24 protein-coding genes and 1 pseudogene are annotated in these 26,080 nt (G+C 66.6%); 15 read left to right on the top strand and 10 right to left on the bottom strand.

Annotated elements, in window-relative coordinates; all coding sequences use genetic code 11:
• Positions 1-9: 9 nt before the first annotated feature.
• The 7 genes and pseudogenes from IPG50_38240 (at position 10) to IPG50_38210 (ending at position 10,496) form a co-directional block, all read left to right on the top strand.
• Positions 10-702, top strand: a complete 693-nt coding sequence (locus IPG50_38240) for an abortive infection family protein (GenBank protein ID MBK6697988.1) — start codon at positions 10-12, stop codon at positions 700-702.
• A complete protein-coding gene (locus IPG50_38235) occupies positions 699-1,652 on the top strand; it encodes a hypothetical protein (protein MBK6697987.1) in 954 nt (317 codons plus the stop codon). Before IPG50_38240 ends, IPG50_38235 begins: the two co-directional genes overlap by 4 nt.
• Positions 1,649-2,464 (top strand): abortive infection family protein, encoded by an 816-nt coding sequence (locus IPG50_38230; GenBank protein MBK6697986.1) that lies wholly within the window; start codon positions 1,649-1,651, stop codon positions 2,462-2,464. Before IPG50_38235 ends, IPG50_38230 begins: the two co-directional genes overlap by 4 nt.
• A 28-nt stretch (positions 2,465-2,492) precedes the next feature.
• Positions 2,493-5,572: pseudogene (locus tag IPG50_38225) on the top strand (type I restriction endonuclease subunit R).
• Positions 5,573-5,756: 184 nt separating this feature from the next.
• A complete protein-coding gene (locus IPG50_38220; protein ID MBK6697985.1) occupies positions 5,757-6,365 on the top strand; it encodes a hypothetical protein in 609 nt (202 codons plus the stop codon).
• Entirely contained in the window at positions 6,362-9,538 is a 3,177-nt protein-coding gene (locus tag IPG50_38215) for a DEAD/DEAH box helicase (protein MBK6697984.1), read from the top strand. The genes IPG50_38220 and IPG50_38215 overlap by 4 nt, the downstream gene beginning before the upstream one ends.
• A gap of 385 nt (positions 9,539-9,923) precedes the next feature.
• The gene (locus tag IPG50_38210; protein ID MBK6697983.1) at positions 9,924-10,496 is read left to right on the top strand and encodes a hypothetical protein; all 573 of its coding nucleotides are present in this window, start codon (positions 9,924-9,926) and stop codon (positions 10,494-10,496) included.
• Between the two features lie 62 nt (positions 10,497-10,558).
• Here the strand turns inward: IPG50_38210 and IPG50_38205 are convergent, their stop codons facing one another.
• Positions 10,559-10,777, bottom strand: a complete 219-nt coding sequence (locus IPG50_38205; protein MBK6697982.1) for a hypothetical protein — start codon at positions 10,775-10,777, stop codon at positions 10,559-10,561.
• An 89-nt stretch (positions 10,778-10,866) separates the two neighbouring features.
• On the opposite strand from IPG50_38205, the gene IPG50_38200 reads away from it, so the two are divergent.
• Positions 10,867-11,451 (top strand): type IV toxin-antitoxin system AbiEi family antitoxin domain-containing protein, encoded by a 585-nt coding sequence (locus tag IPG50_38200; GenBank protein MBK6697981.1) that lies wholly within the window; start codon positions 10,867-10,869, stop codon positions 11,449-11,451.
• Complete coding sequence (locus IPG50_38195; protein ID MBK6697980.1) at positions 11,448-12,350, top strand: nucleotidyl transferase AbiEii/AbiGii toxin family protein; 903 nt, start codon at positions 11,448-11,450, stop codon at positions 12,348-12,350. The genes IPG50_38200 and IPG50_38195 overlap by 4 nt, the downstream gene beginning before the upstream one ends.
• Before the next feature lie 168 nt (positions 12,351-12,518).
• Here the strand turns inward: IPG50_38195 and IPG50_38190 are convergent, their stop codons facing one another.
• Entirely contained in the window at positions 12,519-13,142 is a 624-nt protein-coding gene (locus IPG50_38190) for a TetR/AcrR family transcriptional regulator (GenBank protein MBK6697979.1), read from the bottom strand.
• A gap of 112 nt (positions 13,143-13,254) precedes the next feature.
• Between IPG50_38190 and IPG50_38185 the strand changes: the two genes are divergently transcribed.
• From IPG50_38185 to IPG50_38175, 3 genes are all read left to right on the top strand, one after another.
• Complete coding sequence (locus IPG50_38185) at positions 13,255-13,884, top strand: NAD(P)H-binding protein (protein MBK6697978.1); 630 nt, start codon at positions 13,255-13,257, stop codon at positions 13,882-13,884.
• Positions 13,885-14,160: 276 nt separating this feature from the next.
• On the top strand, positions 14,161-14,523 hold the full coding sequence (locus tag IPG50_38180) for a helix-turn-helix transcriptional regulator (GenBank protein MBK6697977.1): 363 nt from the start codon (positions 14,161-14,163) through the stop codon (positions 14,521-14,523).
• On the top strand, positions 14,504-15,013 hold the full coding sequence (locus tag IPG50_38175; protein MBK6697976.1) for an SRPBCC family protein: 510 nt from the start codon (positions 14,504-14,506) through the stop codon (positions 15,011-15,013). The genes IPG50_38180 and IPG50_38175 overlap by 20 nt, the downstream gene beginning before the upstream one ends.
• Before the next feature lie 220 nt (positions 15,014-15,233).
• Here IPG50_38175 and IPG50_38170 read toward each other — a convergent pair whose 3' ends face one another.
• The 5 genes from IPG50_38170 to IPG50_38150 form a co-directional block, all read right to left on the bottom strand.
• Positions 15,234-17,003 (bottom strand): hypothetical protein, encoded by a 1,770-nt coding sequence (locus IPG50_38170; protein MBK6697975.1) that lies wholly within the window; start codon positions 17,001-17,003, stop codon positions 15,234-15,236.
• A gap of 63 nt (positions 17,004-17,066) precedes the next feature.
• Positions 17,067-18,179 carry a hypothetical protein gene (locus IPG50_38165; GenBank protein MBK6697974.1) on the bottom strand — a complete coding sequence of 371 codons (1,113 nt, stop codon included), beginning with the start codon at positions 18,177-18,179 and terminating at the stop codon, positions 17,067-17,069.
• Between the two features lie 198 nt (positions 18,180-18,377).
• On the bottom strand, positions 18,378-19,250 hold the full coding sequence (locus tag IPG50_38160; GenBank protein ID MBK6697973.1) for a methyltransferase domain-containing protein: 873 nt from the start codon (positions 19,248-19,250) through the stop codon (positions 18,378-18,380).
• Between the two features lie 24 nt (positions 19,251-19,274).
• Positions 19,275-19,964 (bottom strand): DUF1826 domain-containing protein, encoded by a 690-nt coding sequence (locus tag IPG50_38155; GenBank protein ID MBK6697972.1) that lies wholly within the window; start codon positions 19,962-19,964, stop codon positions 19,275-19,277.
• Positions 19,961-21,184, bottom strand: a complete 1,224-nt coding sequence (locus IPG50_38150; GenBank protein MBK6697971.1) for a GTP-binding protein — start codon at positions 21,182-21,184, stop codon at positions 19,961-19,963. Before IPG50_38150 ends, IPG50_38155 begins: the two co-directional genes overlap by 4 nt.
• Positions 21,185-21,284: 100 nt before the next feature.
• Between IPG50_38150 and rpmG the strand changes: the two genes are divergently transcribed.
• Positions 21,285-21,452, top strand: coding sequence for a 50S ribosomal protein L33 (gene rpmG / locus IPG50_38145; GenBank protein MBK6697970.1), 168 nt, complete (start codon positions 21,285-21,287; stop codon positions 21,450-21,452).
• Positions 21,453-21,550: 98 nt separating this feature from the next.
• Here rpmG and IPG50_38140 read toward each other — a convergent pair whose 3' ends face one another.
• The 3 genes from IPG50_38140 to IPG50_38130 are packed head-to-tail and all read right to left on the bottom strand — an operon-like array spanning position 21,551 to position 24,455.
• A complete protein-coding gene (locus IPG50_38140) occupies positions 21,551-21,985 on the bottom strand; it encodes a transcriptional repressor (protein ID MBK6697969.1) in 435 nt (144 codons plus the stop codon).
• A gap of 24 nt (positions 21,986-22,009) precedes the next feature.
• A complete protein-coding gene (locus IPG50_38135; GenBank protein ID MBK6697968.1) occupies positions 22,010-23,188 on the bottom strand; it encodes a SidA/IucD/PvdA family monooxygenase in 1,179 nt (392 codons plus the stop codon).
• Between the two features lie 43 nt (positions 23,189-23,231).
• The gene (locus IPG50_38130; GenBank protein ID MBK6697967.1) at positions 23,232-24,455 is read right to left on the bottom strand and encodes a GTP-binding protein; all 1,224 of its coding nucleotides are present in this window, start codon (positions 24,453-24,455) and stop codon (positions 23,232-23,234) included.
• Positions 24,456-24,581: 126 nt separating this feature from the next.
• On the opposite strand from IPG50_38130, the gene IPG50_38125 reads away from it, so the two are divergent.
• Positions 24,582-25,028: a MerC domain-containing protein gene (locus IPG50_38125; protein ID MBK6697966.1), complete on the top strand. Its 447-nt coding sequence runs from the start codon at positions 24,582-24,584 to the stop codon at positions 25,026-25,028.
• A 323-nt stretch (positions 25,029-25,351) separates the two neighbouring features.
• Positions 25,352-25,912: a DUF1826 domain-containing protein gene (locus tag IPG50_38120; GenBank protein ID MBK6697965.1), complete on the top strand. Its 561-nt coding sequence runs from the start codon at positions 25,352-25,354 to the stop codon at positions 25,910-25,912.
• Positions 25,913-26,080: the final 168 nt, after the last annotated feature.

Genomic DNA, 26,080 nt, shown 5'->3' with positions numbered 1-26,080 from the left:
GCATTCGTCATGCGCGGTGCACGAGCCGCGATGGCCCAGGGCCTCGCTCACGTGGAGGAGCAGGTGACGGCGCTCGAACGCGCCGTGGTGGAGAACCCAGGTCTCGCCTTCGATCTCGCGAAGACGCTCGTAGAGAGCGCATGCCGAACGATTCTTACCGAGCGACAGCAGCCGTACGCCTCGGATGACGACCTGCCCAAGCTGTTCAAGACCGTCACAACCTTCCTGCCGCTTTCGCCTCCTTCGGCTAGCAGCAGTTCTGGCGGGCAGAAGAGCCTCAAGCAGACGCTCAACGGTCTCCACACGGCGCTGCAGGGCGTCTGCGAGCTGCGCAACGACTTCGGCTTCGCCTCACATGGGTCAGATGGATCCCGTCCGCGGATGGAGAGCATCCAGGCGATGTTGGCGGCGCAAGCTGCTGACACGATCGTCGGGTTTCTGCACGCGACGCACCAACAGGAACGCGCCGTTCAGAGGACTGCGCCCTTGCGGTTCGAGGATCACGCGGACTTCAACGACTACGTCGACGACGCGCACGGCAGCATCCAGATCTTCGAGCTGAGCTTTCGTGCGAGCGAGGTCCTTTTTCGCGTCGACCACGAGGCATACCGCGACGCGCTCGCCTCGTTCGATTCTTCCGAAGAGGATGATGCGAGCGCCGCAGTCGAAAGCCCGCCATCGTCCGCGGAGGGGGCGTCATGAGCCGCACGCGCAACCTCGAATCGTTGCCCAAGACGTTTAGCGTCTCGCTGAGTGCCGACGCCGACGGCTACATCGGGCGCGAGTGCCCACAGGACGACTGCAAGCGCTATTTCAAGGTCACGCCGGGAACGGGTCTGAACGGCATCAGCACCTGCCGTTGTCCCTATTGCGGCCACGAAGGCCCGAGCAACACGTTCTTCACGCAGGCGCAGATCGACCACGCGCTTTCCGTCGTGAAGAACAAGGTCGTCGGAGCTTTCCTCAAAGACATGAAGTCGATGGAATTCAGCCACCGCGGTGGTGGCATCGGGCTATCGATGAGGGTTCATGGACAGCCGCCACCGATTCGCGGCTACTCCGAGCTGGACCTCGAGACCGAGAGCCTCTGCGACGCGTGCACGCTCCGCTATGCCATCTATGGCGTGTTCGGTTTCTGTCCCGACTGCGGCGCCCACAACAACCTCAGCATCCTCGACGCCAACCTGCGCGTCGTAGCCAAGATGCTCTCCCTCGCCGCGACGGTCGATGCCGAGGTTGCCAGAAGCCTCGTCGAGAACGCGCTCGAGGACTGTGTCTCAGCCTTCGACGGCTGGGGCCGCGCGGTCTGCGAGGTGTTCGCTGCCAGAGCCGCTGAGCCCGCGAAGGCAGGTAAGATCTCTTTTCAGAACGTCACCCGCGCGCAGGAGGCGCTCAAGACCCAGTTCGCGTTCGATGCAGAGGCAGTCCTCGGCGCTGGTGTCGTCTCCGGACTCCATCGCGCGTTCCAGAAGCGGCACCTGCTTGCCCATCGCATGGGCGTGATCGATGACGACTACCTTCGACAGTCAGGGGACCGCAGCGCGCAGCTCGGGCGTCGCGTGGCGATTACGGCGTCCGAGGTCGAGCAGATGGCGTCGGGCGTTCGCGAGTGGGCTGAGGCACTGAACGGCCATCTCGGGAGGCTGCCATGACAGTGCCGCCCACCGTCAGTGCGATGGACCTGCGTGCCGTCGAAGACATCTTCGGAATGGGCAGCGGCTACGTGCTCGACTTCAGCAACCGAACGTTCGGCGAGTTCTTTGCTGACCTCGGCATCGACATCGACCAGGAGTTCCCCGAAGGGTCGAAGGCCAACAGGCTGCGCGCCTTTCTGAGGTCGTCCGATGCTCCTCGTGTCGCACAGGCGTTGGAGGCGCTTCTCGAACATCGAGGTACACGCGACGGCGATGACGCCTCGACCAACATCGTGAAGGTGAAGAATTTGATCGCCCGTCTGCGGAAGGCGCAGGTGGCGATGCTGCCAGTCACTCGGGCGGTTGATGTACTGAGCCTCGCATACGTTCACGAGCTCGAGATCAAGATCGACCAGCGCCTCTCGGCTGCGGATCTCGAGGGCGCCATTACCGCCGCACGGACGATGCTAGAGGCTGTGCTCGTCGAGCTGGAGAAGCAGCTCGTTGGAGCGCCGGGGGACTACAAGGGCGATCTGCCGAAGCAGTTCAAGGCCGTGGCCAAGCAGCTCCGCATCGACGACGAGCGGACCGACCTCGACGACAACTTCAAGCAAGTCGCGCGCGGGCTCGTGCAGGTGGTCAACGGGCTCGCGCCCATCCGCAACAAGATGAGCGACGGTCACGCCCGCGAGCGGAAGCCCGAGGCGCACCACGCCCGCGTGATCGTGAACGCGGCGAAGACCGTCGCGACGTTCCTCGTGGAGTCCTACCTCGTGCAGCGCGAGCGGGGGCTGTTGTCCGCCTCGTCGAAGTTGGAGGCGGCGCGATGACCCGCACGTCTCGCAAGGGGAAGAAGCCATGAGCGGGTTCACCGAATCTGTCGTCGAGCAAGCGGCCCTCGCCTGGTTCGAGGCGCTCGGGTACACGATCACGGGAGGCCCCTCGATCGCGCCCGGCGAGCCCGGCCAGGAGAGGCGGACCTACGGCGACGTCGTGCTCGACGGCCGCTTGCGCGACGCGCTCGCGCGGCTGAATCCCACGGTTTCGCGCGAAGGCCTCGACGAGGCGTTCCGAAAACTCACGCGGATCTCGTCGCCCCAGCCGGTCGATGCGAACCACGAGCTGCACTACTATCTGGTGAACGGCGTCAGCGTGGAGTACCTGCGCGCCGACGGCACCATCGGCTACGACCCGGTGCGGGTCGTCGACTTCGAGGTGCTCGAGAACAACGACTGGCTCGTCGTCAATCAGCTCACGGTCAGCGAGGGCGGCCACAACCGACGCCCCGACGTCGTCGTGTTCCTGAACGGCTTGCCGATCGCCGTCATCGAGCTGAAGAACGCCGCGAGCGAGAATGCGACCATCTGGAGCGCGTTCCAGCAGCTCCAGACCTACAAGCAGGAGCTGCCGTCGCTCTTCGTTTTCAACGAGCTGCTCATCATCAGCGATGGGCTCGAAGCGCGCATCGGTACGCTCTCGTCGAACAAGGAGCGTTTCCTGCCCTGGCGCACCATCGAGGGCGAGGCGCTCGCGTCAAAGACGATGAGCCAGCTCGAGGTGCTCATCCGCGGGGTGTTCGACAAGCGCCGGCTCCTCGACCTGCTCCGCTACTTCATCGTGTTCGAGGACGACGGGGACACTGCCATCAAGAAGATGGCGGGCTACCATCAGTTCCACGCCGTGGCGCGGGCGCTGGACGCCACGATCTCGGCCTCGCGCCCGCAGGGCGACCGTCGCGTCGGCGTGGTCTGGCACACGCAGGGGTCGGGCAAGAGTCTCACGATGGCCTTCTACGCGGGCCGCGTCGTGCTGCACCCGGCGATGCAGAACCCGACGCTCATCGTGCTCACCGACCGGAACGATCTCGACGAGCAGCTCTTCGGCACGTTCGCGCGCTGCAAGGACCTCCTGCGCCAGAGCCCCGAGCATGCGAAGGATCGCGCCCACCTGCGGGAGCTGCTCAAGGTCGCCTCGGGCGGCGTGGTCTTCACCACCATCCAGAAGTTCATGCCCGAGACCCGCGGCGACACGTTCCCGCAACTCTCCGAGCGCTCGAACATCGTCGTGGTCGCGGACGAGGCCCACCGCAGCCAATACGACTTCATCGACGGCTTCGCGCGCCACATGCGCGACGCCCTGCCGAACGCATCGTTCATCGGCTTCACCGGCACGCCCATCGACGCGGCCGACAAGAACACGCGCTCGGTCTTCGGCGACTACGTCAGCGTCTACGACATCCAGCGCGCGGTCGAAGACGGCGCCACAGTCCCCATCTACTACGAAAGCCGTCTCGCGAAGCTCGAGCTGAAAGAGGAAGAGCGCCCGCACCTCGACGAGGCCTTCGACGAGCTGACCGAGGGCGAGGAGCTCGAAGGGCGTGAGAAGCTCAAGACGAAGTGGTCGGCGCTCGAGGCGCTCGTCGGGACCGACCGGCGCGTGCAGCTCATCGCGGAGGACCTCGTCGAGCACTTCGAAGCTCGCCTCGAGGCCATGGACGGCAAGGCGATGCTGGTCTGCATGAGCCGCCGGATCTGCGTCGACCTCTACCAGGCGCTCACCGCGCTACGCCCCGACTGGCACGACGAGAGCGACGACAAGGGCGCGATCAAGGTCGTGATGACCGGGTCCGCGTCCGACCCGAGCGACTGGCAACAGCACATCCGCACGAAGCAGGCCGCGAGGCGCTCGCCAAGCGGTTCAAGAACCCGAGCGACCCGTTCAAGCTCGTCATCGTCCGCGACATGTGGCTCACGGGCTTCGATGCGCCGTGCATGCACACGATGTACATCGACAAGCCGATGCAGGGGCACGGCCTGATGCAGGCCATCGCGCGCGTGAACCGCGTGTTCCGGGATAAGCCGGGCGGCCTCGTCGTCGACTACCTGGGCCTCGCCGATCAGCTCAAGAAGGCCCTGCACACGTACACCGAGAGCGGCGGACAGGGCGAGACGGCGCTCGACCAGGAGGAGGCCGTGGCGCTGATGCTCGAGCGCTACGAGCAGTGCTCGGACATCTTCCACGGCTTCGACTGGAGCGCTTGGATGAGCAGCTCGCCGGCCGCGCGCCTCTCGGTGCTGCCCGCGGCGCAGGAGCACGTGCTCGCCCAAGAGAGCGGCAAGGAGCGGCTGCTCCAGGTCGTCACCGAGCTTTCGAAGGCGTTTGCGCTCGCCGTGCCACACGACGAGGCGATCCGCATTCGCGATGACGTCGGATTCTTCCAGGCCGTCCGCACGGCGATCGCCAAGACGCAGGTCGGGGACCGGAAAGGCTCCGGCGACATCGACCACGCCATCCGGCAAATCGTCTCGAAGGCGATCGTGAGCGACCAGGTCATCGACATCTTCGCGGCGGCCGGCCTCAAGAACCCCGACATCTCGATCCTGTCCGACCAGTTCCTCGCCGACGTGCGCGGGATGAAACACCGGAACCTCGCGGTCGAGCTGCTCCGGAAGCTCCTCAACGACGAAGTGAAGGCGCGCTCGAAGCACAACCTGGTGCAGGCACGCTCCTTCGCGGATCTCCTCGAGAAGTCGGTGCGTCGCTACCAAAACCGCGCCATCGAGGCCGCGCAGGTCATCGAGGAGCTCATCGAGCTTGCGAAGGAGATGCGCGCCGCCCAGAAGCGGGGCGAGGAGCTCGGGCTCAGCAGCGACGAGCTGGCCTTCTACGACGCGCTCGAGGTCAGCGACACCGCCGTCAAGGTCCTCGGCGACGAGACGCTGCGCACCATCGCGCGCGAGCTGGTCGACACGGTGAAGCACAACGTCACCATCGACTGGACCGTGAAGGAATCGATCCGCGCCAAGCTGCGTGTCATCGTAAAGCGCATCCTGCGCAAGTACGGCTACCCGCCCGACAAGCAGGAAGCCGCGACGAATACGGTGCTGCAGCAGGCTGAGCTGCTGTCGGACTTTTGGACGAAGGCGAGCGCGACATGACGTCTGCGGCCGCGCTCGCTTCGACGATCTCGTACCAGGGCAACACGGTAGTGCCTGCTGGGAGGGACGACACGTCGCTGATGCGAAGCGATTCGCCGGCTTCGTTCGCGATGTCGTGCGACCGCGTGTGGTCGATGAGCCCGCTTCGTTCGAGCCGGACCTGAGGGGGCTAGCCACAACAGGCATGGCCACGGAGTTCGTGGAGCGCCTGCTCAAAGCCGTGCCCGAGCCGGAAGGTTGGGAAGTCGGCGAAGCGCTTGCAGAGTGCGCTCTCAAGCAGGATTCAGGCCGCGAGGTGCACTGGCCGTGGAACACCGTCCGGGACAGGCGCACGCCGCGAGCGAGCCTACCGGGAACGGATCTGGTCGGCTTCTATCGCCAGGGCGAGACGGTGCTCTTGCTCTTCGGTGAGGTGAAGACCTCGTCGGAGGCAACTGCGCCCCCGAACGTGATGTACGGCGGCAGCGGGATGGCCTGGCAGCTCGAGGAGAGTGCCAAGCGCCTCGACATTCAGCGCTCGCTGCTGCAGTGGCTGCACGCGCGATGCCTTGGCGAGCCCTACCGCGACCTCTACGAGAAGGCGGTGAGCCGCTACCTCGGCTCTGAAGGCAAGGAGCTGCTCATCATTGGTGTGCTGATTCGGGATACCCAACCGAACGAGGCCGACCTTCAAAGCCGCGGCAAGGCGTTGTCCGGGAAGCTGGGCGCGCCAACGCGGATTGAGCTGATCGCTTGGTACTTGCCCGTCCCCATCGCGGACTGGCCTCGGCTCTTGCAGGAGGAGGCGCCATGACTGCCGATTCCTGGATTCTCGAATCGCTCGGTGCCGACAAGATTCGGGAGGCAACGGAAGAGTCTGGCCGGCGACGCCTTCGCAACGCGTTGGGTACTGATGGCGGAACGCCGCTCTCGGACGAGCGCATGCAGTTCGTGGCAAACGCGCTTGAGCTCCGCGCGTTTGAGCTGCTCGACGGGGATGACGCCGAAGCGCTGCGGCACGCCTCCGTGCAGGCGTTCCAGGTAGCGAGGTCACTTCCACGAGGGCCGCTCCCGCTCGATGCGGCGGCCGCCCTCGTTCGCCTTGGCTGCCTCGGCGTCCTTGGAGACCGCGGCGCCGACGTTCGTCGACTGCTGCTCGATGAGGGGCTGCCTGTGTTGCCCCTCGATGCCACCGACTGGGGCACGCGGGTCTCAGCCAGCATCCTCGACATTTGGCTGCGGCTCTTCCGCAAACAGGGCTGGGACGACCTCGACGCGGTTCAGCAGCGGGTCGCGAGTCTACGCGCCGACCAGCGAGCGCGCGAGCCAACCTTTCTTGCTCGAGCCGAGGACCGAAAGGATGCGCGCCCTGCGTGGGAGCTGATGTCGCAGTACCACCTGGCGAAGGCCGCCGAGATCCTTGGCGTCTACCTTTCCCAGGGCTCGGTCGAAGGCCACTACGACATTCGCGAACAGCTTGAAGCGCAGTTCGATCGCGCAATCGCTACGGCCGGTCGTGGGCAACTGATGGCGCAAGAAGCTCTGGCGCGCCTGCTTGCCCGAACCGCTCGCGTCCTCGTCGACAACAGCATCTGGACGGTCACCCGCGCGGTAAACAGCCGTGTGACGAAGTTCGTTGGCTCGTTGATCTCGCGCGACCGCAAGCAGCCGATCTTCGAGATGCTGCCACCGCAGCGTCGGACGCTGCGCGAGGAAGGCCTGCTCGGTTCCGGCCACCGGTCAGTCGTCGTGAGCCTCCCGACTTCGAGCGGCAAGACGTTTATCGCCGAGTTCCGCATTCTCCAGGCCCTCAACCAGTTCGACCATGAGCGCGGCTGGGTGGCGTACCTTGCCCCTACGCGCGCGCTCGTGAATCAGCTCGCGCTTCGTCTGCGCCGGGACTTTGGACCACTCGGCACCATCGTCGAGAAGGTGAGCCCGGCGCTCGAGATCGACGGTCTCGAGGCCGGGATGTTGACTGACAAGGACGAGGCCGGGCAGTTTCGGATCCTGGTGACGACGCCCGAAAAGCTCGATCTGATGCTCCGCGGCGGATGGGAGGAAAAGATTGGTCGACCGCTCACGCTCGTGGTGGTCGACGAGGCACACGGCCTTGGCTTGCAGATCCGCGGGCTCAAGCTCGAGCTCCTTCTCGCAACGATCAACCGGGAGTGCCGCTACACACAATTCCTCTTACTCACGCCGTTTATCCACAACGCGGCAGAGATCGCGCGCTGGCTGTCCCCCGACAGCAACAAGAACATCGAGCTGGGCGTCGACTGGAGCCCCAACGATCGCGTGATCGCGATCGCTCGTGCCGTGCAGGGCGATAAGCGAGGCGACTTCGCCGTCCGACTCGTCACGCAGCACACGACCCGCAACACCATTAGCGTGCCGGAGACACTCGACATCGGCGAGCGAAGACCGCTTGGACTGTCCTGGTCCGATGTTTCTGGCTCGCCCGGAAAGCTGGCAGCCGCGACGGCACAGATCCTCCAGCGCCGCGGCACGGTGATCGTGCTGGTCGACAAGCCGCGCAATAGCTGGGGGGTGGCCGCAGCCTTCAAGGTGGAAGAGAATCGCGTTCATGTCGGTGGCGCTGACCTTGGCCACATTCGGCGCTTTCTCGCTGACGAAATGGGAGAGGACTTCCCGCTGGCGGGTCTGCTCGAGTACGGAGTCGGCGTTCACCACTCCGGTCTCTCCGAGGACACTCGGACGCTGATCGAGTGGCTGACTGAGCAGGGCAAGCTCAAGGCACTGGTGGCGACCACCACGATCGCCCAGGGCGTGAACTTCCCGGTGTCTGGGGTGGTGTTCGCGAGCCATCAGTACCCCTACGGCCAGGACATGCCGCCGGAGGACTTCTGGAACATCGCGGGGCGCGCGGGCCGGGTCGATCAAGGAGACCTCGGCATCGTCGCGCTTGCCGGCCATGACGACGCGAAGGCGAAGCAGCTCGAGAAGTTCATCGGCCGCTCCGTCGGAGCGCTCAACTCGACGCTCATCGAGATGGTTCAGCAGGCAGCCGCGAGCGGAAGCCTGCTGAAGCTCGAGACGTTGTCCTGGCAGCCTGGTTGGTCCTCGTTCCTGCAGTACCTCGCGCACACCTACCGTCAAATCGGAAGCCACGAGCGCTTTGCCGCGCAGGTTGAGCAGGTGCTGCGTGGAACGCTGGGATTCCAGGCGCTTCGCAAGAGCCACAAGGGCTGGGCGGATAGCCTCGTGCAAGGCGTTTACAACTACGCTGAGCGCATCAAAGGGCAGCCACTGAAGCTCGTCGACGCGACCGGCTTCTCGTGGGAGTCGGTCTCCAACACCCTCGTGCGCTTGAACCAGGCACGCGTAACGAGCGATGTCTGGACGCCCGACCTGTTCGGCACTCGCCGCGATGATCTCCAGCGAATGATGGGGATCCTTCTGCAGGTGCCCGAGCTGCGCGAGCCCCTCAAGGAAGTCACTGGTGGACCGCAGCCCGACGGTGACACCCTCTCCCGGATCATCTGCGACTGGGTGCAGGGCCGGCCGCTGACCGAGATGGCCACCGAGTACTTCGCCAAGAAGACAGGGGACGACGAGGATGCGGCCGACGACGCGGATCCCGTCGCAGCGATGACCCGGTGCTGCCGGAGTGTCTTCGGTCGCCTGACGCAAACCGCCTCATGGGGTCTCTCGGCTCTGCAGTCGCTGACCATCGGCGACTCGTTCGAGACGATGACCGACGACGACCAGCGGGTTCTCAGGAACCTGCCGGCGCGCGTGTACTACGGGGTCAACTCCGATGAAGCCGTGGCCCTCCGACTCCTCGGGGTTCCACGAACGGCGGCAACGCCGCTCGCCCGGACCCTGCAGGTCGGCGCCTCGGAGCCCCTCAACGCGGTGCGCGCCAAGCTCCGCGGCGCGAAGGTCGACGCATGGACGGCGGCGCTCGGGGAGCGCGGCCAGAGCTACCACCGCGTCTGGTCGATCATCGAGGGGGAGGGATGATGCCCGTCTCGGAGCGCGCCGCGCGCGCGGCTCGGGTCCCTCTCCGAACGCCGATCGCCGAGAACGCCGCCGACCTACGCGGCGAACATCCCGCCGAGGCTCGCGTTCAACTCCGCGCGCCGCGATCCCCCGCGTGCGTCCGCGCATTCGTAGCCTCTCGGCTCGACGGCGCGCCGAACCTCGTCACGGCGGCCCGGTCCCGGAGCTACTTCGAGTCGGCGCAATGCAGCCGACCCCGCGTTGAACAAAAGAACGGAAGGCCGAGCTCGGGGCTCTCTCACTCACGGCTGGATCGGCCCACCCGCTGGTGAATGATCGAGGCGTGCCAGTCGCTCGGTGGGACGTCGCCGAGGGTCGACCGGCTATCCTCGCCTCGGAAGCTCCGATGGCGGCAAAGACGAAACCAGCACTGTCGTGGATGGAGCTGGACGCGCTCGCGCCCGCGGCGGTCGACGAGGCGATGGGACGGAGGATTGTTGCTGTTTACGCTGGGGCCAAAGACCTCCACGTCCGTAACCTCTGCCTGCGTCTGCTCTACGACAAGAGGTTCGAGGTTCTCGAGGGCTTCTTCGAGCAGGCCTTCCGCAAGGAACGCCACCTCGACATGCGCGTGCGCGCGCTTCGTGGCCTGGCGCAGTTTCGCGACGAGAACGCGCTGGTCGGTCCGCTCGCGAAGGTCAGCGAGAGCCTCCGTAAGCTGGCCGTCAACACTCCGTATGCCTACCAAACCTACGAGTGCATCCTGGGCAAGGATGCACTGCCTTACCTGGTGGCCCGTTACGGCTACGCCTGCCTCCAGGAAGCGCTGACGCTCGCGCAGGCGAACTACGACGCCATGCCGGAGGCCTTCAAGGGCCACTTCACCATCGGCGAAGACGGCAAGCCCATCGCCTTGCGCTCGCCTGAGGAGAGCCAGCGCATTCTGAGCGACTTCTGGGCGGCGCAGAGTGCGCCGTAGCTACTGCCGGGTGGCCAGGATCCTCAGCACGTGGCGGCGAGCGGACGCCGCGTGGTGCGACGTCATGGCAGCGCAACGCGCCAGACGCGTTCGCTGTCGGCCAGCACGAACGCGCCGCGGTCTCCATGGAAGAGTGCGGCGTCGGCCACGTCGAAGGGCCTCCCCGTCATCGTGCGGAGGTCGACCAGCTCACCGGAGAGGGCGAGCCATCTCCCGCAGGGTGAGGCCGCGAGGATGCCCGCCCGCGAGCCGTCCGAACGCCCAGGGTGAACGGAGGACAACGTCGCACAAAAGGGAACCCACAGTTCCCAAGCGTGGTGTCCACCCCTGGCCCATTGCACACAACGGAACTACGGGTTACGTTTTGTGCATGCTGCGGTCGGAACCCAATGGCCCCGACTGGGACCGGCTGTTCGAGACCGCTGCCGCGCAGTCCGGGTACGTCACGACGAAACAGGCCGCGGAGGCAGGCTACTCGACCCACCTGCTTCGGAAGCACATTCACGCCGGCCGCGTGACGCGGCCTCAGCGGGGGATCTACCGGCTCGTGCATTTCCCGGCCACCGAGCACGAGGAGCTGGTCACCGCCTGGCTCTGGTCCGAGCAGGCTGGCGTGATCTCGCACCAAACGGCGTTGTCGCTGCACGGCCTTTCCGACGTGCTGCCGGCGCAGCTCCACCTCACGCTCCCAGCTGCGTGGAGGAAGCGTCGCTTCCGCGTGCCGCCCGATGTGGTGCTGCACCACGCCGACGTAGCGCCTGAGGATCGCGCTTGGTTCACCGCGGTCCCGCTCACGAACCCGCGACGCACACTGAACGACTGCGCGCGCGAGGGACTCTCGCCCGAGATGCTGAGACAAGCGGCACAGCAAGCCCTTCGCCGTGGGCTCGTCACGAAGTCCGAGCTCGACGACGTCGAAGTTGCGCTCAAGCCCTTCGGAGGGATCGCCGCATGACGGTCCGCACGTACTCGTCCCCCGAGGCCTTCAAGCAGGCCCTCGAACAGCGCTTGCGCTCCTCCGCGAAGTCCGGCGCCGAGTTCGCGCGCAAGCGGCAGCTGCTCGTGTTCGCTCGTTTCCTCGCGCGCGTCGTCGCCGTGCTCGGCGATGCAGCAACGCTGAAGGGCGGACTCGTCCTCGAGCTGCGCGTCGACCGCGCCCGAACCACGAAGGATGTCGACCTCCGCATGGTCGGCTCGCCCGACGACGTCCTCGCGAGGCTGCAGGAGGCGGGGCGGCGCGACCTTGGGGACTTCCTCACGTTCGAGGTTGGCCCCGATGAAGACCACCCGGAGATCCAGAACGACGGCATGCAGTACGATGGCCTTCGCTTTCGCGCCGAGTGCAAGTTCGCGGGGAAAGTTTACGGCCAGCCCTTCGGCGTCGACGTCGCGTTCGGCGATCCGATCCTGGGCGAGCCCGAGATCGCGGTCGCCGAGGACGTCCTTGCTTTCGCCGGCATCGCACCGCCGACGCTGCGCCTCTACCCGATCGAGACGCACCTCGCGGAGAAGCTGCACGCGTACACGATGCCGCGGTCACGCCCGAACTCGCGGGTGAAGGACCTCCCCGACATCGCCCTGCTCGCGACCGCGCAGCCCATCGACGCGAAGCGTCTGCAAGCGGCGCTCGAGCAGACGTTTGCGTTCCGCAAGACGCACGCGCTGCCCACGTCGGTGCCCACCCCGCTGTCAGCCTGGAGCACGCCCTACGCCGCGATGGCCCGCGAGGACCACCTCACTTGGCCCGGCCTCGACGACGTAACCAAGGCGGCCCAAGCATTTCTCGACCCCGTGCTTGCCGGTGGACTCGATGCGACGTGGGAACCCGAGAACTGGTCCTGGCGTTCGCAATGACCGTCGTGTCTCGCACGGCGATCTTGTCCATCAGAAAAGCGCCGCAAGAAGCGTCCGCTGCGCGCATGGGTCGCTGCGCAGAAGAATGCCTGAACCGCAGGCGCGGCGTCGGCGTCCTGTGACTGTCGAGGTTGCAGCTGCAGTCCTTCGTCTTGATGCCGTTCGACCTCAGCCGCGGAGTCCTGCGATGACGAACAGGAGCAGCTCTGTGAGGGCGTCGGCGCGCGCCTTCGGGCTGAGCTCAGCAAGCGGTCCGCCATGCGCCAGCGAGGCGAAGCCGTGCACTGCGGACCACACGTGAACCTCTGCCCCCTCGCGACGCTTCGTCGACATCAGCTTCTCTTCGACGAGCTCGTCGAGGACCCGCCCGAGTAGCGCCCCCGGCGTCGGACCGACCAGCGTGCCCTCCGCTGCAAGGCACGCACGCCCTGCCGAGCCGAACATCAACCCGTAGAGCTGGGGATGTTCGCGGGCGAGGTCCAGGTAGGCGCGCGCCGCGGCGTTGAATCGGGTGACCGCGCGCGACTTCACGGCGCCCCGGGGTCGAGCCGCGAGCATGGCTTCCTGCATTCCCAAGGAAAGGCGCTCGAAGCCGCTCACCGCGATCGCGGTCAAGAGCGCCCCCTTGTCTTCGAAGTGACGATACGCCGCGTTCGCGGACACACCGACCTCACGCGCCACCTCACGGAGACTGAAGGCTTCGGCGCCGACCTGCTCGATGAGCCCCACGCCAGCATCAACCAGCGCGTTCCGAAGGTCGCCATGGTGGTAGGGCGCTTTCGAGGGAGCCACGTCATCATGTTGACACCGTGAACTTATCGCGTAAAGTTCACGCTGTGAACATATTGAACCTCGTCGCACCCTTCGGTTCCTCGTGTCCGCCGTTCGCGGCGGGAGTCTGCCCATGAACATCGCCCTTTTTGGAGCCACCGGGCTCACCGGCGGTCTGGTCGTGGACCGCGCCTTGGCTGCTGGCCATCGAGTGACCGCGGTGGTGAGGAACCCTGACACGGTCCGCCGGAAGCATGAACGGCTCACGGTGATCGGCGGAAGTCCGACATCAGCAGGGGACGTCGAGACCTGCGTGCGGGGTGCCGACGTCGTGATTCACTGCCTCGGAGTAGGCGGCAAGGGCACGGGCAAGCCCACGACGCTCATCTCGGATTCCGTAAAGGCCACACTGGCAGCCATGCAGAGGCACGGCGTTCCCCGCATCGTCTGCATGTCGAACGTTGGGGCCAATGGCAGCGGGCCGTGGCTGGTGAACCGCGTCGTGGTTCCCGTGTTTCTTCGCTGGTTGAAACCCATCATCGACGACAAGGAACGCATGGAGAGCGCGCTCCGTGCCTCGGCGCTCGAGTGGGTCGCCGTGCGCCTGGTGGGGATCACTGAAGGGGCAGCCAAGCCCATTCGCATGGCCGAAGACGGCAAAGGTCTCGGCTTCACGATCACCGCCTCCTCCGTCGCCGAGTTCCTCCTCGCCCGCGCCGCGGGGCCGGAGTTCCTTCGGCAAACACCCTCGATCAGCAACTGAGCCAAGGAGACCAGCATGACCTTCGACGTCCTCGCGCTCATCACCACCGGCGCCGATACGCTGCTCGGCCTTGGGTTCATGCTCGAGCCGTGGGGCCTGGGCGCGACCGACGCGGCGCTCGTGACGACCTCGCCTCTCGCCATCGCCTAGCGATCAACGCGATAGCGCGCGGGGCGAGGCCAATTCGACCGGGTTTGCCCGGCTCCTCGCACCGGCCTTCTCGGCAGGTTGCCAGGCGTCTTGCGAGACGCGATGCATCTCGCTATGGTGAACCGCATGGTTCAGTCTTCGAGTGACCGCCTCGATGCCTCATTCGCGGCGCTCTCGGATGCGACCCGGCGTGGTGTCTTGGACCAGCTCGGGCGCGCCGACGCGTCGATTTCCGACCTCGCCCACAAGTTCAACATGACCCTAACGGGCATGAAGAAGCACGTTGGGGTCCTAGAGCAGGCGGGGCTCGTCGCCACCCAGAAAGTCGGGCGTGTGCGGACCTGCAGACTCGGTCTTCGTCGCCTGGAGGAGGAGACAGCGTGGATGGAGCGCTACCGCCAGCTCTGGGCCGCGCGCTTCGACGAGTTGGACTTGGTCGTCGATGAACTGAAACAGAAGGAGAAGAGCCATGGCCGAAAGAAGCGATGACGGGGCAACCGCCATGAATCCCACGACAGCAGAACGCACGTCCGACCGCGAGCTTGTCGTCAAGCGTACCGTCAACGGCCCGGCACGCCTCGTGTTTGAAGCGTGGACCAAGCCAGAGCTCTTTCAACGGTGGTGGGTGCCGAAGTCGTATGGACTGACGTTGCTGTCTTGCGAGATGGACGTTCGCGTTGGAGGGCAGTATCGCCTCGTGTTTCGGCACGGCCACTCGACCATGGCGTTCTTCGGCACGTACCGCGACGTAACGCCGCCCTCGCGCCTCGTTTGGACGCACGATGAAGGAGAGGCTGGCGTGACGGTCACCACGGTCACCTTCGACGAAAAGGACGGCAAGACCGTACTGGTCGTGCATGACCTCTATCCCTCCAAGGACGCGCTCGAGGCCTCGGGGGCGACGGGCGCGATGCCGGAGCAACTCGACCAGCTCGACGCGTTCCTCGCGAGCCTCGCCGCGAGCGCCGAGCACGTATGACGACGCGGTCGACCCGTCGCACGAAGCGCGCGGCCGCCCCCCAAAGGCAAGAAAGCCGCCAGTAGCGCCCCCTGGGATGCGCAGGTCCACACGCGGGCGTCGAGCTCTTTTCGCGCGCTCGACCTCAAGCCCGCGATGACCGTCACCGACGTCGGCGCCGCTCGTGGTGCCCGCGTGGACAAGCCGGCCCCTCACTCGACGCCCCTGCGAGACGGGTCGCTCAGTTGAGCGTGCAGCCGTCCACGCGGATCGTGTTGCCCGTCACTCCAGTGCCGGCCACGTTGACGGCACCTGTGCAGAACCCCTTCGGCGCACCAAGTCCCCCAGCCCCGGCCTTGCAATCGACGGCAAGCCCCGCATCGCCGCCGGTGACAAACTTGTTGCCGCGCGCCTCGAGGGTCTCGCCCAGGTTCGGGGCCGTCAAGATGCAGATCCCCGCCCCCGTGTTCGGCTTGGATACGTCTTGGAGCGTGTTGCCCCCGGCGTTCGCGCCGACATCGGTCCCGAGGTCGATCGTGGTGAGCGTGTGGACGAGTCCGCTCTGCGTAACGAGGAGAATCCGCAGGCCGTCGGTGCCGCTGGTGGTGTTCGTGGCGAGAACGTTGCGAGCCGCGGCGTCACCTTTGACCACTAGCTTCGCGTTCTCTTGCACCGAGAGGCTGACCCCGTTGTCGCGGAGCGTGATCGGCGCCGCGCCGCCGAGCAGCCTGACCGTCGCCGAGCCGCGCGCTGCGACACCGCCGGCGGTGCTCTCCGCGATGAGGATCGGCGTGAGTGAACTCGACAGCGTCACCTTCGACGAGCCGAGCGCGGTGATGGCCGTTCCGTTCTTGAGCAAGGCGATGGGCCCGCCGATGCCGGTGACGTTGATCTCCGTGTCGGAGAAACCGACGATGCCGTCGGTCCCCATCTCGCGAATCGTCGTGTTCCCGTTCACCGTCACCTTCGAGGTGTCAGAGGCGCGGAGACCGACATCGCAGCGGCGTAGCTCGACGTCCTCGAGGACCACGGTGGAATCCCCATGGGTCCCGAGACAAGCGGTGTTGCCGCCGACCGTCGGTGCGATGCCGTCGATGACAAGTCCCCGGAGCTTCACGTTCTTTGTCGTGACGCCCACGACGACGAGCGCCACGTATGCGGGAGGGCGCTCTACGCCGCCGCCGGCCTCGCCCGCTATCGTCACATTCTCCGGAAGCCAGATGGGCTCGTCGGACGAAGCCGTCGCGAGCTTGGGCCCGCGCAGGACGATGGTGGTCCCGGGAGGGGGCGGCCCTGCGTCGCCAGCCTTGGCGGCAATCGCATCAAGGGCCTGGCGGACGGTGCGGAAAGCACACGCCGGGGTCGTCACGCTCAAGGCTTTGCCGCTACCCGTCGCCGATAGGCTGCCGAGGCCGGGGTCGACGACGTAGGTGTTCCCCGACTGAGCGTCGCAGGCGACGCACGTGCCTTGTGCGCAGCCCTGACCGCTGGGGCATGAAGCGGCGCTGGAGCAGCTCGCGGCGACGCACGTTCCGCCCACGCAGACGTGTGGGCCCGCGTCGACGTAGCCTGTGGCGCAGGCGGCTTGATCGAGGGCCTCGTTGCACGGGGCACACTGGCCCGACTTGCAGAGGCCGCTCGATACCGTCGTCGACGTGCACGCCATGCCGTCGGCCCCGCAGCCGTTCGCGTCATCCAAGGCGCTTGCGTCGCTCCCCGTGACGCTGCCATCGGGCATGTCGCCAGCGTCGCTTGCGATGCCATCCGCGGGGCTCGTGAGACCTACGTCGCTCGAGCTGGCGTCGACCGAGGCCTCGCTGCCCGCAAGGTCGCGAACCTCGTCACCACACGCAACGAACGCGACGCCCGCGAGACACAGCGCGGCCGCGATCGGTGCGGCGCGCGCTCGGGCGATGAGGGGCCGTTGACACCTCGTGTTCGCCGACGCGATCTCGACGACCGCCCCCAGCTGACGCCTCTGGACCTTCGAAAGCTCGTCAACCTCGCCCATACCTCACCGCTCCCGATTTGCTCGAGCGACATCGGCGCCGCCCTTCGCGGCGCCAGCGTAGGCTCACTCGGCCGTTTCGGGGAACTCGTCCGCCGTCGCATCGACCGGCGTCGGCAACGACACGATGGCGGAAACGATGCGGCCATCGACCGGAACGGCGCCCGAGAGGATGCGATCGCGCGCCGCCTTGAGCAGCCCTGGGAAGACGGCGCGACACTCGCGGGTGATGCGGCCACCGGCGTTGCTCTTTCCCGCCGCCGTGTACTTGGCGACCACTTGCGTGCAGATCGCGTCGACCTCGGCGGGGGCGCGGCACGCCTCGCGGAGCGCGCTCACGCCGATGTTGTGAACGTTGGCGGCCGTGAGCGGCGCGCGGCGATCGACGGTGGCTTGCTGAATGGCCGTTACCAGACGCTCCGCCATGGCGACGCGGCTCGCTTTCACGAACTGGTAACAGACGCCCTTCGCATCCTCGTCGATGGCGAGGTGCTTGCAACCCTCGGCGAGTTGGAGCCGCGTGGCGCCCGACTCGGTGCGCGCCTTGGTGTCGAGGCACAGGTTCTTGGCGCTCGTATTCGGCTCGATGCCTTCGACGCAGGAGTAGACAGGAAACTTGGTTTGCGTGACGCAGCCCTTCACTTGCTCCACGCCGGCGCGTTTGAGGCCCGACAGGAACGACACGCACTCGGCCTCGACCATCGCGGGCTCGGCCATGGCCGTTGAGGTCGACATCTGGTTCGGCTCGGTGATGAGGTCGCGACAGGCCGACGTGATGCCATTCGCCTCGCAGGTGCCTCGTAGGCTGGAGTAGCCGCACTCGTAGAGCCCCATCCAATCGAAGGCCGGGCCACGACCGGCCAGCTCGGTGCGGAGCCCGGTCATGCACGTCTTGGCGCGCTTGGCCGCCTCGCTCTTGAAGTTCGTGAGGTAGCCGCTGCACACGTTCTGCACGCTCTGGAAGTGCTCGCCCACGGCGGCAGCGCGCGTCGCCAAGTCCGTGCAGAAGGCGAGGTCCGACGACGGACCGGCGCCGTCCTGGCCCGGATCGACGCAGCGGGCGCCTTCGGCGCCTTGCACGGCACCTTCGTCGGTGTCGGTCTCGGCGGACGAGCTGCCGCAGGCGACGGCGGCGAGGGATGTTGCGACGGCAAGGAAAAGCGAACGGTCGAGCTTCATGGGGAGCACCTCGGTGCGCTGGCAGTCGCACAACGTGTGCCGCTCCGGAACCGGTCGAGCGAGGGCCGAATGCAGCAAGATCGTTTGGGTGAGCACCCTGCTCTCCCCGCGCACCTGGTTCGCATGCAGCGGCCCGTCGACCGAGGCGCCCCTCGGATCGATCAGGTCGACGCGGCGAGGCGCTCTGAGGAGATCAGGTCAAGAGCGCCGCGCGACGGCCAAGTGGCAAGACGCCTCAAAGCGCACCGGGCGGTCAGGTCCCCCCGAGATGGAAAGGAAGCTCGAGAGGACCGCGTCCTCAACCGCGAGAAGCTCGGCATCCGTACACGGGGCGAGGAAGCCTCGTGTGACCGGGTTCTCGCGCATCGACTCCCACATCACGCGGGCCGTCGGGGCCGTCAGGACCGCGTCGAATACGGTCACCTCGACCTCTTCAAAGCCCGAGCTCGCGAGCTCCCGTTCGAGGCCTTCGCGTGACGCGATATCGAGCCATGAAGGCCGAGGGACCGCCGCCCGAATGCGCTCCGGCAGCGCTGCCATGACGGGGCCCATCTGAAGCCGCGCCAGCGCGTTATCCTCCGGGCCGCGCCACACCGCCGTTGCGAGGAGCCCACCCGGCTTGAGGACCCGCGCAGCCTCACGCCATCCCGCACAGCGGTCCGGGAATAGAAAGATGCCGAAGGCCGAGAAGACGGCGTCGAACGAATCCGACGCGAGCGCCAGCGCCTGCCCGTCGTGCACTGCGCAGCGGACGATGTCGCCGGCATCGAGCACGCTTAGGTTCTTCGACGCAAGCGCGACCATCTCAGAGGAGAAGTCCGTCGCCAGCACGTTCCCCGCGCGACCAAGGGCTGCGCGCTCCGCGACGCAATGCAGCGCGGCCGCCCGCGAGAGTTCACCGTTGCCGCACGCGACGTCGAGGATCCGGGGCGCCGGCGGGAGTCGACCGGCCACGGAGTGAAAGAGCGATTGCGCGATGTACCCGGTGAAGGGGGCGCCCAGGCGCGCGTACGTGTGCGCGTGACGATCCCAGGCCTTTTGCGTGTCGATGCTCGGTGTGTCCATGCTCATGCGCTCCGCCCTTGGCATCGCTCTCTACAGCGGGTCGAGTGTCATCACCAGCCGAGGCGCCGTGCTGGTCGCCGAGGGGGAGCGATGCACAGCACCACGTCCGGCGTTTCCAGGCCATGCTTCGCCTTTGAGGAGCACGACGTCTCCGGTGCCGGCTCGCCGAATTCGCGCACCGGTACGTAGCAGGCCCGACGCCTCGTCGTCGAGGCCAGAGGCCGCGTGTCCGAGCCACCGGCGATCCACGTCGTGCTCGGCGACGTACTCGGTGCCGTTGCCCGCGAACGCGCAGACGACACGGACCGTCAGCTTGTCGACGTGAAAGCGTGGACACATCGCCGCGTCGAGGCGCACCAGTCGAAAGCCCACGAGCCCACAACCCGTCAGCTCCGCGAGCACCTCGACCCAGAAGTGAGCCTCCCGGGTGAGGTACGGAAGCTCCTTCATCTGCGCCATGAGGACGCCGGGACCGTCGCTCGGGGTGACGGAGGTCAAGACCTGGAGGCCCGGCTCGCCGAGTGCCAGTTGGGCGTCGCCGACGATCGCCGCATCCAGCGGCCGCGAAAACGTGACGATGTTGACGCTGTCGTCGAAGAGCGCGCTTAGCCCCGCAACGTGGTCTACCGTTCGAACGCTGCAATCGCCGCCCGAGTGCCCGTTCTGCATGAACGCCTCTTGGCCCCCGTGGGCCGCGAGCTCTCTTCCGTGTTCGGTCATGCGACGCGCGCGGCCTCTGCTTCGATGGTCACCTCGCCCCACGATGGAAACGGATCCGGGAGCGCTCGCCAACCGGCTGGAGCTAGGCTCATCTCGGCGTCGCTGAGGAGGCACCGATCGAAACCCGCTCGGAGAGCCGGTTCGTTCATGCCGATCCCGATCAACACGAGCTCCTGGCGACGATCGCCATACGGGTCCTGGAAGGCGCGCCGGAGTTCGGCTTGCGCTTCCGGAGCCTCAGGCCACAACGCGGCCGGCGCCGCCGCCCACCAAAAGCCGGCGCGGGTCGTTCGACACGCCGGGCCGGCCTGAGACCACGCCCCCACCTCGCTCATACGTGTCGCGAGCCAAAAGAAGCCCTTCGAGCGAAGGACACCACCCCACTCGCTGGCGAGGAAGGCGTGAAGCCGCGCGGGATGGAACGGGCGCCGCGCGCGGTAAACAAAGCTGCCGATTCCGTACGCCTGCGTCTCCGGCGTGTGAATTCCGGCGAGCTCCTTGGCCCAGCCGGCGTAGTTCGCCGCCTTGTCGTGGTCGAAGAGCCCCGTGTCGAGGACCGCGCCGACGGGGACCCGCCCATGCTCCACGCGCACGATACGCGCCTCCGGATTCAGCTGATGCAGCAGACCTTCGAGCCGAGCGAGCTCCGGTCCGTCGATGAGGTCGGTCTTGGAGACGACGAGTACGTTCGCGAACTCCACCTGGTCCACGAGCAGATCCGCGATCGTCCGCTCGTCCTCCGGACCGAGGGCGACGCCCCTGGCTCTTAGGTCGTCCGACGAGCTGTATTCCCTGAGGAAGTTGGCGCCGTCCACAACCGTGACCATGGTGTCGAGTTTCGCGACGTCGGCGAGGCTGAAGCCCGCTTCATCGCGGAACGAGAACGTTGCCGCGACCGGCATAGGCTCACCGATTCCCGTCGACTCGATGAGCAGGCTGTCAAAGCGGCCCTCTCTCGCGAGGCGCTTGACCTCCACGAGGAGGTCCTCGCGCAGGGTGCAGCAGATGCACCCGTTCGACATCTCGACGAGCTTCTCGTCGGTGCGCCCGAGCGCGGCGCCGCCCATGTTCACGAGCTGGGCGTCGATGTTGACCTCGCTCATGTCGTTGACGATGACTGCGACGCGGCGACCCTCACGATTCGCCAGTACGTGGTTCAAGAGGGTGGTCTTGCCGGCGCCGAGAAAGCCGCTGAGCACCGTCACGGGCAATCGTTCCACTGAAGCCTCCATCAAGTGGGATGAAAGCCAATCTCACATTCGCAACTCAGTTGCAACTCAAACGTGTGCCGCGTAGTGTCGCCCCCTCGGAGGAACTCCCATGCGCGACGTCATCCAACTCGTCTCCACCGCCGGCACCGGTTTCGCCTACGTCACCACGAAGAACAAGCGAACCATGCAGGCGAAGTTCGAACTCAGGAAGTACGACCCAATCGCGCGCAAGCACGTCGTTTTTCTGAGAAGAAGATCTCGAAGGGCTGATCGATGAGCCCGGTCGCCCCGTGGCCCGCCGCTTGCGAGCCTTGACCTCCGCCGCCGTCCAATGGCCGATGGCGCTATCGCAACAGCACTCGCGAGGAGGGAGGCCTACGTCCGCACGCACGCGACGCAGCGGCCGCGAAGCTGCACTTCTGCAACGTGGTTGCGGACTGCCTCGCCGCGGAGCGCAACGGCGCTCTCTGGCAGGCAAGCGACGTCGCCGCAGTCATTGCAGACGAAATGGGGGTGCGCGCCGTGCTGTGTGGACTTCATGTGGGGCAGCTCGAAGCGCCACACGTTGTCGCCGAGCTGCGTCTTGACGAGCAGCCCCGCTTCCGTCAACGAGATGAGATTGCGGTAGATTGTCGCGCGGTCGAGATCGACGCCTGCAAGGCGCTCCGTAAGCTCAGGGTGGCTCGCCGGGATTCGCAGCTTTGCCAGCTCGCGGAGGATCACCATGCGCTGCTCTGTCACGCGAATGCCCTTGCCGACCAGGAGCTGTCGGAGGTCGTCGTCACGAAGGAGCCGGGTCTTGGTCGACATGAGACGCGTAGTCTCCCGCGTCCCTCAAGCGGCCGCAAGGAGCCGTTCGCCGGCGGTCCGGGCGCCCGCGATGTTTCTCGCCGTCGGGCCGAGCTCCAGCTCCGCCAGCGGTCCACTTACGAACAGCCCTCTCGCCCACTCCAGCCGCGGCGAGATGAGCGGGTAGCCGCACTCGGCACGCGGCAGTCCGAGTCGGTCGACGGCCTCATCACTAAGGAGAGCCCCTCCCGGGCGATGCCCGTCGAAGCCCGTCGCCAGCACCACGCGGTCCGCCTCGAGGAGGTTCGGCGTGCGGTCCAGCCGGAGCCGCACAAGAGTGGCCGTTGGGTCGACGCCGCGCGGTTCAGCCTCGACCCACTTCACACGCCCGCTCCTCTGCTCGCGCTGAAGGGCGCTAGCGATCTCGGGCGGCATGGAGCCGCGATGGCGCGCCGCCGCGATGAGTCGGCGCCGTTCTTGTGGATCGCGGGTCCGAGCGAAGCCGGCCATGGCCTTCGGCCCGAGCCACTCGGGCTCGCTGTCGAATCGATGGATGCGCGGCGCGTGACGAGCGACGATCGTGACTTCGGTGCCGGCCCCGGCGAGCGCGCAGGCCAGTTGCGCCGCGGAGATGCCGCCCCCCACAATGGCAACCGAGCGCGCGTCGGCGGCTGCCTCGCGGCGGAAGGTCGCGGAGAAGATGTGTTCGATGCGTGGGTGGCCCTGGAGCTCTCGCGCCCAGGCGGGCACGCACAGCTGCTCGCCGAGCCCGACAGCCAAAACGACGCGACGCGATTCCAGCGCACCTCGGTCTGTCTCGACGCGGTACCCCTCGTCGAGCCGCGTGATCGCCTTGGCGCGGCACCGCACCCGCAGTGCGCAGAGCCGGTGCTCCCGGACGACGTGTTCGGCGTGTGCGCGGAAGAAGTCCAACCCCGGGCGGTCGTAGGGATGGACGAAGCGCGCGAGGCGTTTGCCCGCCCCCTTCTTTGCAAACCTGCGAAGGGCGAAGGGATGAAGATCGACATGGTGGACACTCGGCGACCGGAGATAGTGCATCCCGGTCGCGTTCGTTACGCGCCAGAAGGTCTCTAGCGGATGCTCCTCTGGGTCGAGGACGCGCACTCGGTCCGGCGCGACGCCGGCTCGATTGACCAGCACGTGCGAAAGGTACGTACCGTGAACGCCGCCGCCGACGACGAGCCAATCGAGCGGCGTGCTCATCGGCGCGCCTCCCCAGGATCACGGCCGGCGTCGCGGCGGACGGTCACGCTGCAACCCCGTCGTCGGACCACTCGGGAAACGGATCGCGCAGCGCGCGCCAGCCCTCTGGTCCCAGAGCGAGCTCCTTCTTCGTCAACAGCGCGGCATCGAGCTTGGCGCGCAACGCGGCCTCGTCGAGCTCGACACCGATGAAGACGAGCTCCTGCCTGCGGTCTCCCCACGGCTCTTGCCAGTCGCTTCGGATCTGAGCGCGGCCATCGTCGTCGTCGGGCCACTCGCTCTTGGGCAACGCCGCGTACCACATGCCCGCGGCCTCGCAAGTTGCTGAGCCGCCCGCCTGCGACCAAAGCCCCGTTACGTCCATCCGCGATGCCAGCCAGAAGAATCCCTTCGACCGGAGGACGCCATGCCAAGTGCTCGGATCCTGAAGGAGCGCCCAGAAGCGCTCGGGATGGAACGGGGTGCGCGCCCGATAGGCGAAGCTAGCGATGCCATACTCGACCGTCTCGGGCACGTGCTCGCCTCGCAGCTCCTTCATCCAACCCGGGGCTTGCGCCGCCTTCTCGAAGTCGAAGAGGCCGGTGCCGAGCACCGCATCGAGCGGCACCTTCCCCCGGTCGGCGTGAACGACGTGAGCATCGGGGTTGAGGTGACGCAACATGCCCTCCAAGCGCTCGGCCGCCACGGGCGACACGAGATCAAGCTTTGAGACTACGAGCACGTTCGCGAACTCGATCTGCTCGACCAGGAGGTCCGCAACGGAGCGCTCGTCGTCGTCACCCAGCGCGATCTTTCGCGCACGGAGATCGTCCTCGCTCTGCCAGTCAGCGAGGAAGTTCTTCGCATCGACCACCGTGACCATCGTGTCCAGCCGAGCCACCTCCGAGAGGCTTCTCCCCGACTCGTCCTCGAACGTGAAGGTCTCGGCCACCGGCAGGGGCTCCGAGATCCCCGTGGACTCCACCAGCAAGTAGTCGAACCGCCCTTCTGCGGCCAGCTTCCCGACCTCGACGAGCAAGTCCTCGCGGAGCGTGCAGCAGATGCACCCGTTCTGCATCTCTACAAGCTTCTCATCGACGCGCGAAAGCGAGGCGCTGCCTGTCTTGATGAGCTGAGCGTCGACGTTGACCTCGCTCATGTCGTTCACGATGACCGCGACCTTGCGGTTCTCGCGGTTAGCGAGAACGTGATTGAGGAGCGTCGTCTTGCCGGCACCGAGGAATCCCGACAGGACCGTGACGGGCAACTTGCGGGCGGGAGAACGCATCGCCGCTACATGCAACGCGGTTGCAGCCACGTCAAGCGCCTGTTGCCAGGCATACCGGGCGCGCGCATGGCGCCGCATATGCAATCGCGTTGCGTAAAGCCTCGGCGGCGGCTACGGTCACCCCTCATGCGACTCAAGGTTCACGCCCACCACCATGCATGCGAGTGCGCTGCCCATCGAGCACCGAAGGTGGCGGCGCCAACCGCCAGCCTGTGGTCTGCCATCCTGCCCGTACTCGCTTGCGCTGTTTGCCCCGCTTGCCTGTCCACGTACGCGAAGCTGTTCTCCGTGCTCGGCGTGGGCTTCGGGTTGAGCGAGTTCCACCATCACGTGCTCCTCGTCGTCGCCATCAGCGCCTCCATCGGGTTGAGCGCTTGGCGTTCCTGGCGCACGCGGCGCGCCTGGCCGATCGGCATCGCACTAACGGGGTCGGCGCTCGTCGCCACCGGGCACTTCGCGGGAGACCTCCACGCCATCGAGTGGACCGGCGTTCTCCTGTTGCTCGCGGGTGGGCTTACCGAACACTTCCGTCTGCGTCGGCAGCAAGCGTCGCTGGCGCATTCCGCCGCCTAGATTCACCTCGACGCGGGCCGCGGGCGCGCCGACGCGCGCGGTCCGGAGTCCGCCCGAGCTGACCCGAGGGGCCGGCGAGGTCTGTGATGGGCACCACCGAGCGACGCAAATGCCTCAGCCTCACATGCAACTCGATTGCACACCGATCCGCAATGCGATACAGCTAGTTCTGGTTACTTCGCTAGTGATGACGTGACACCTTGGCTCTCTGTCTTCTCGGAGCGCGTATGCAGAGCACGGAAGTTGGCAACGTCTCGAGCCCCCGGCGACCCGACGCGGAGTCGGAGGCATGCAAGCGACTCGCGCGTGACGAGGTAAGCCTCGTGTCGTGGCACCGAGAGCTGCCACCAGGCCTCGACGAGCAACTCGTCGAGTGGGCGAAGCACTTTCCCGCGCAGTTCGACGAGATTCTGTGCATGCCGAACTACGAGCTCTCGGGTGCCACTCGCGGCCTAGGCGCGCAGGCGCGCACGTGGTTGACGACGGACATCGCCACCCTCCTCGCTCGGTTTGCGCACGTCGCTGACGCTCGCCGCCTGCGCGTCTCGTTCGGTGCGGTTCGAACGGATCAGTGCCGAAAGTTCCACGTCGACTACGTCCAGTACCGCCTTGTGACGACATACGTGGGGCCCGGTACGGAATGGGTCCCCGATGAGGCGGTACGCCGCGAGGCGCTCGACCACCCTCCGGACTGTCCCTGCGATGCGAACAAGGAGATCGTGCGTGACGCGTCGGCGATCCGTCATGCTGTCCCCGGCGACGTGCTCATGATGAAAGGCGGTCGCCACGCGACCCATCGCGGAGCCGTTCACCGCTCGCCGCCAATCGAGGGCACTGGTCGAGTTCGTGTCGTGTTGATCGCGAGCACGGTAGGCGACTCTTGAGTGCTCTTCTTTGCCAGTTGGCGTGCGCGCCAAGGCGGGCCGGCGTTCGGTCTCGTCTACCGCGTCTTGAGAATCCATGACCGGCCTCTCGGTGCTGCTCCTCGGAATCGGGCTGGGGCTTCGCCACGCGACCGACGCGGATCACGTAGTCGTCGTGTCGGCGCTCGT

The organism is Myxococcales bacterium, from assembly GCA_016703425.1.
Classification (GTDB): Bacteria; Myxococcota_A; Polyangia; order Polyangiales; family Polyangiaceae; genus JADJCA01.
This window is presented reverse-complemented; position numbering and strand designations above follow the sequence as displayed.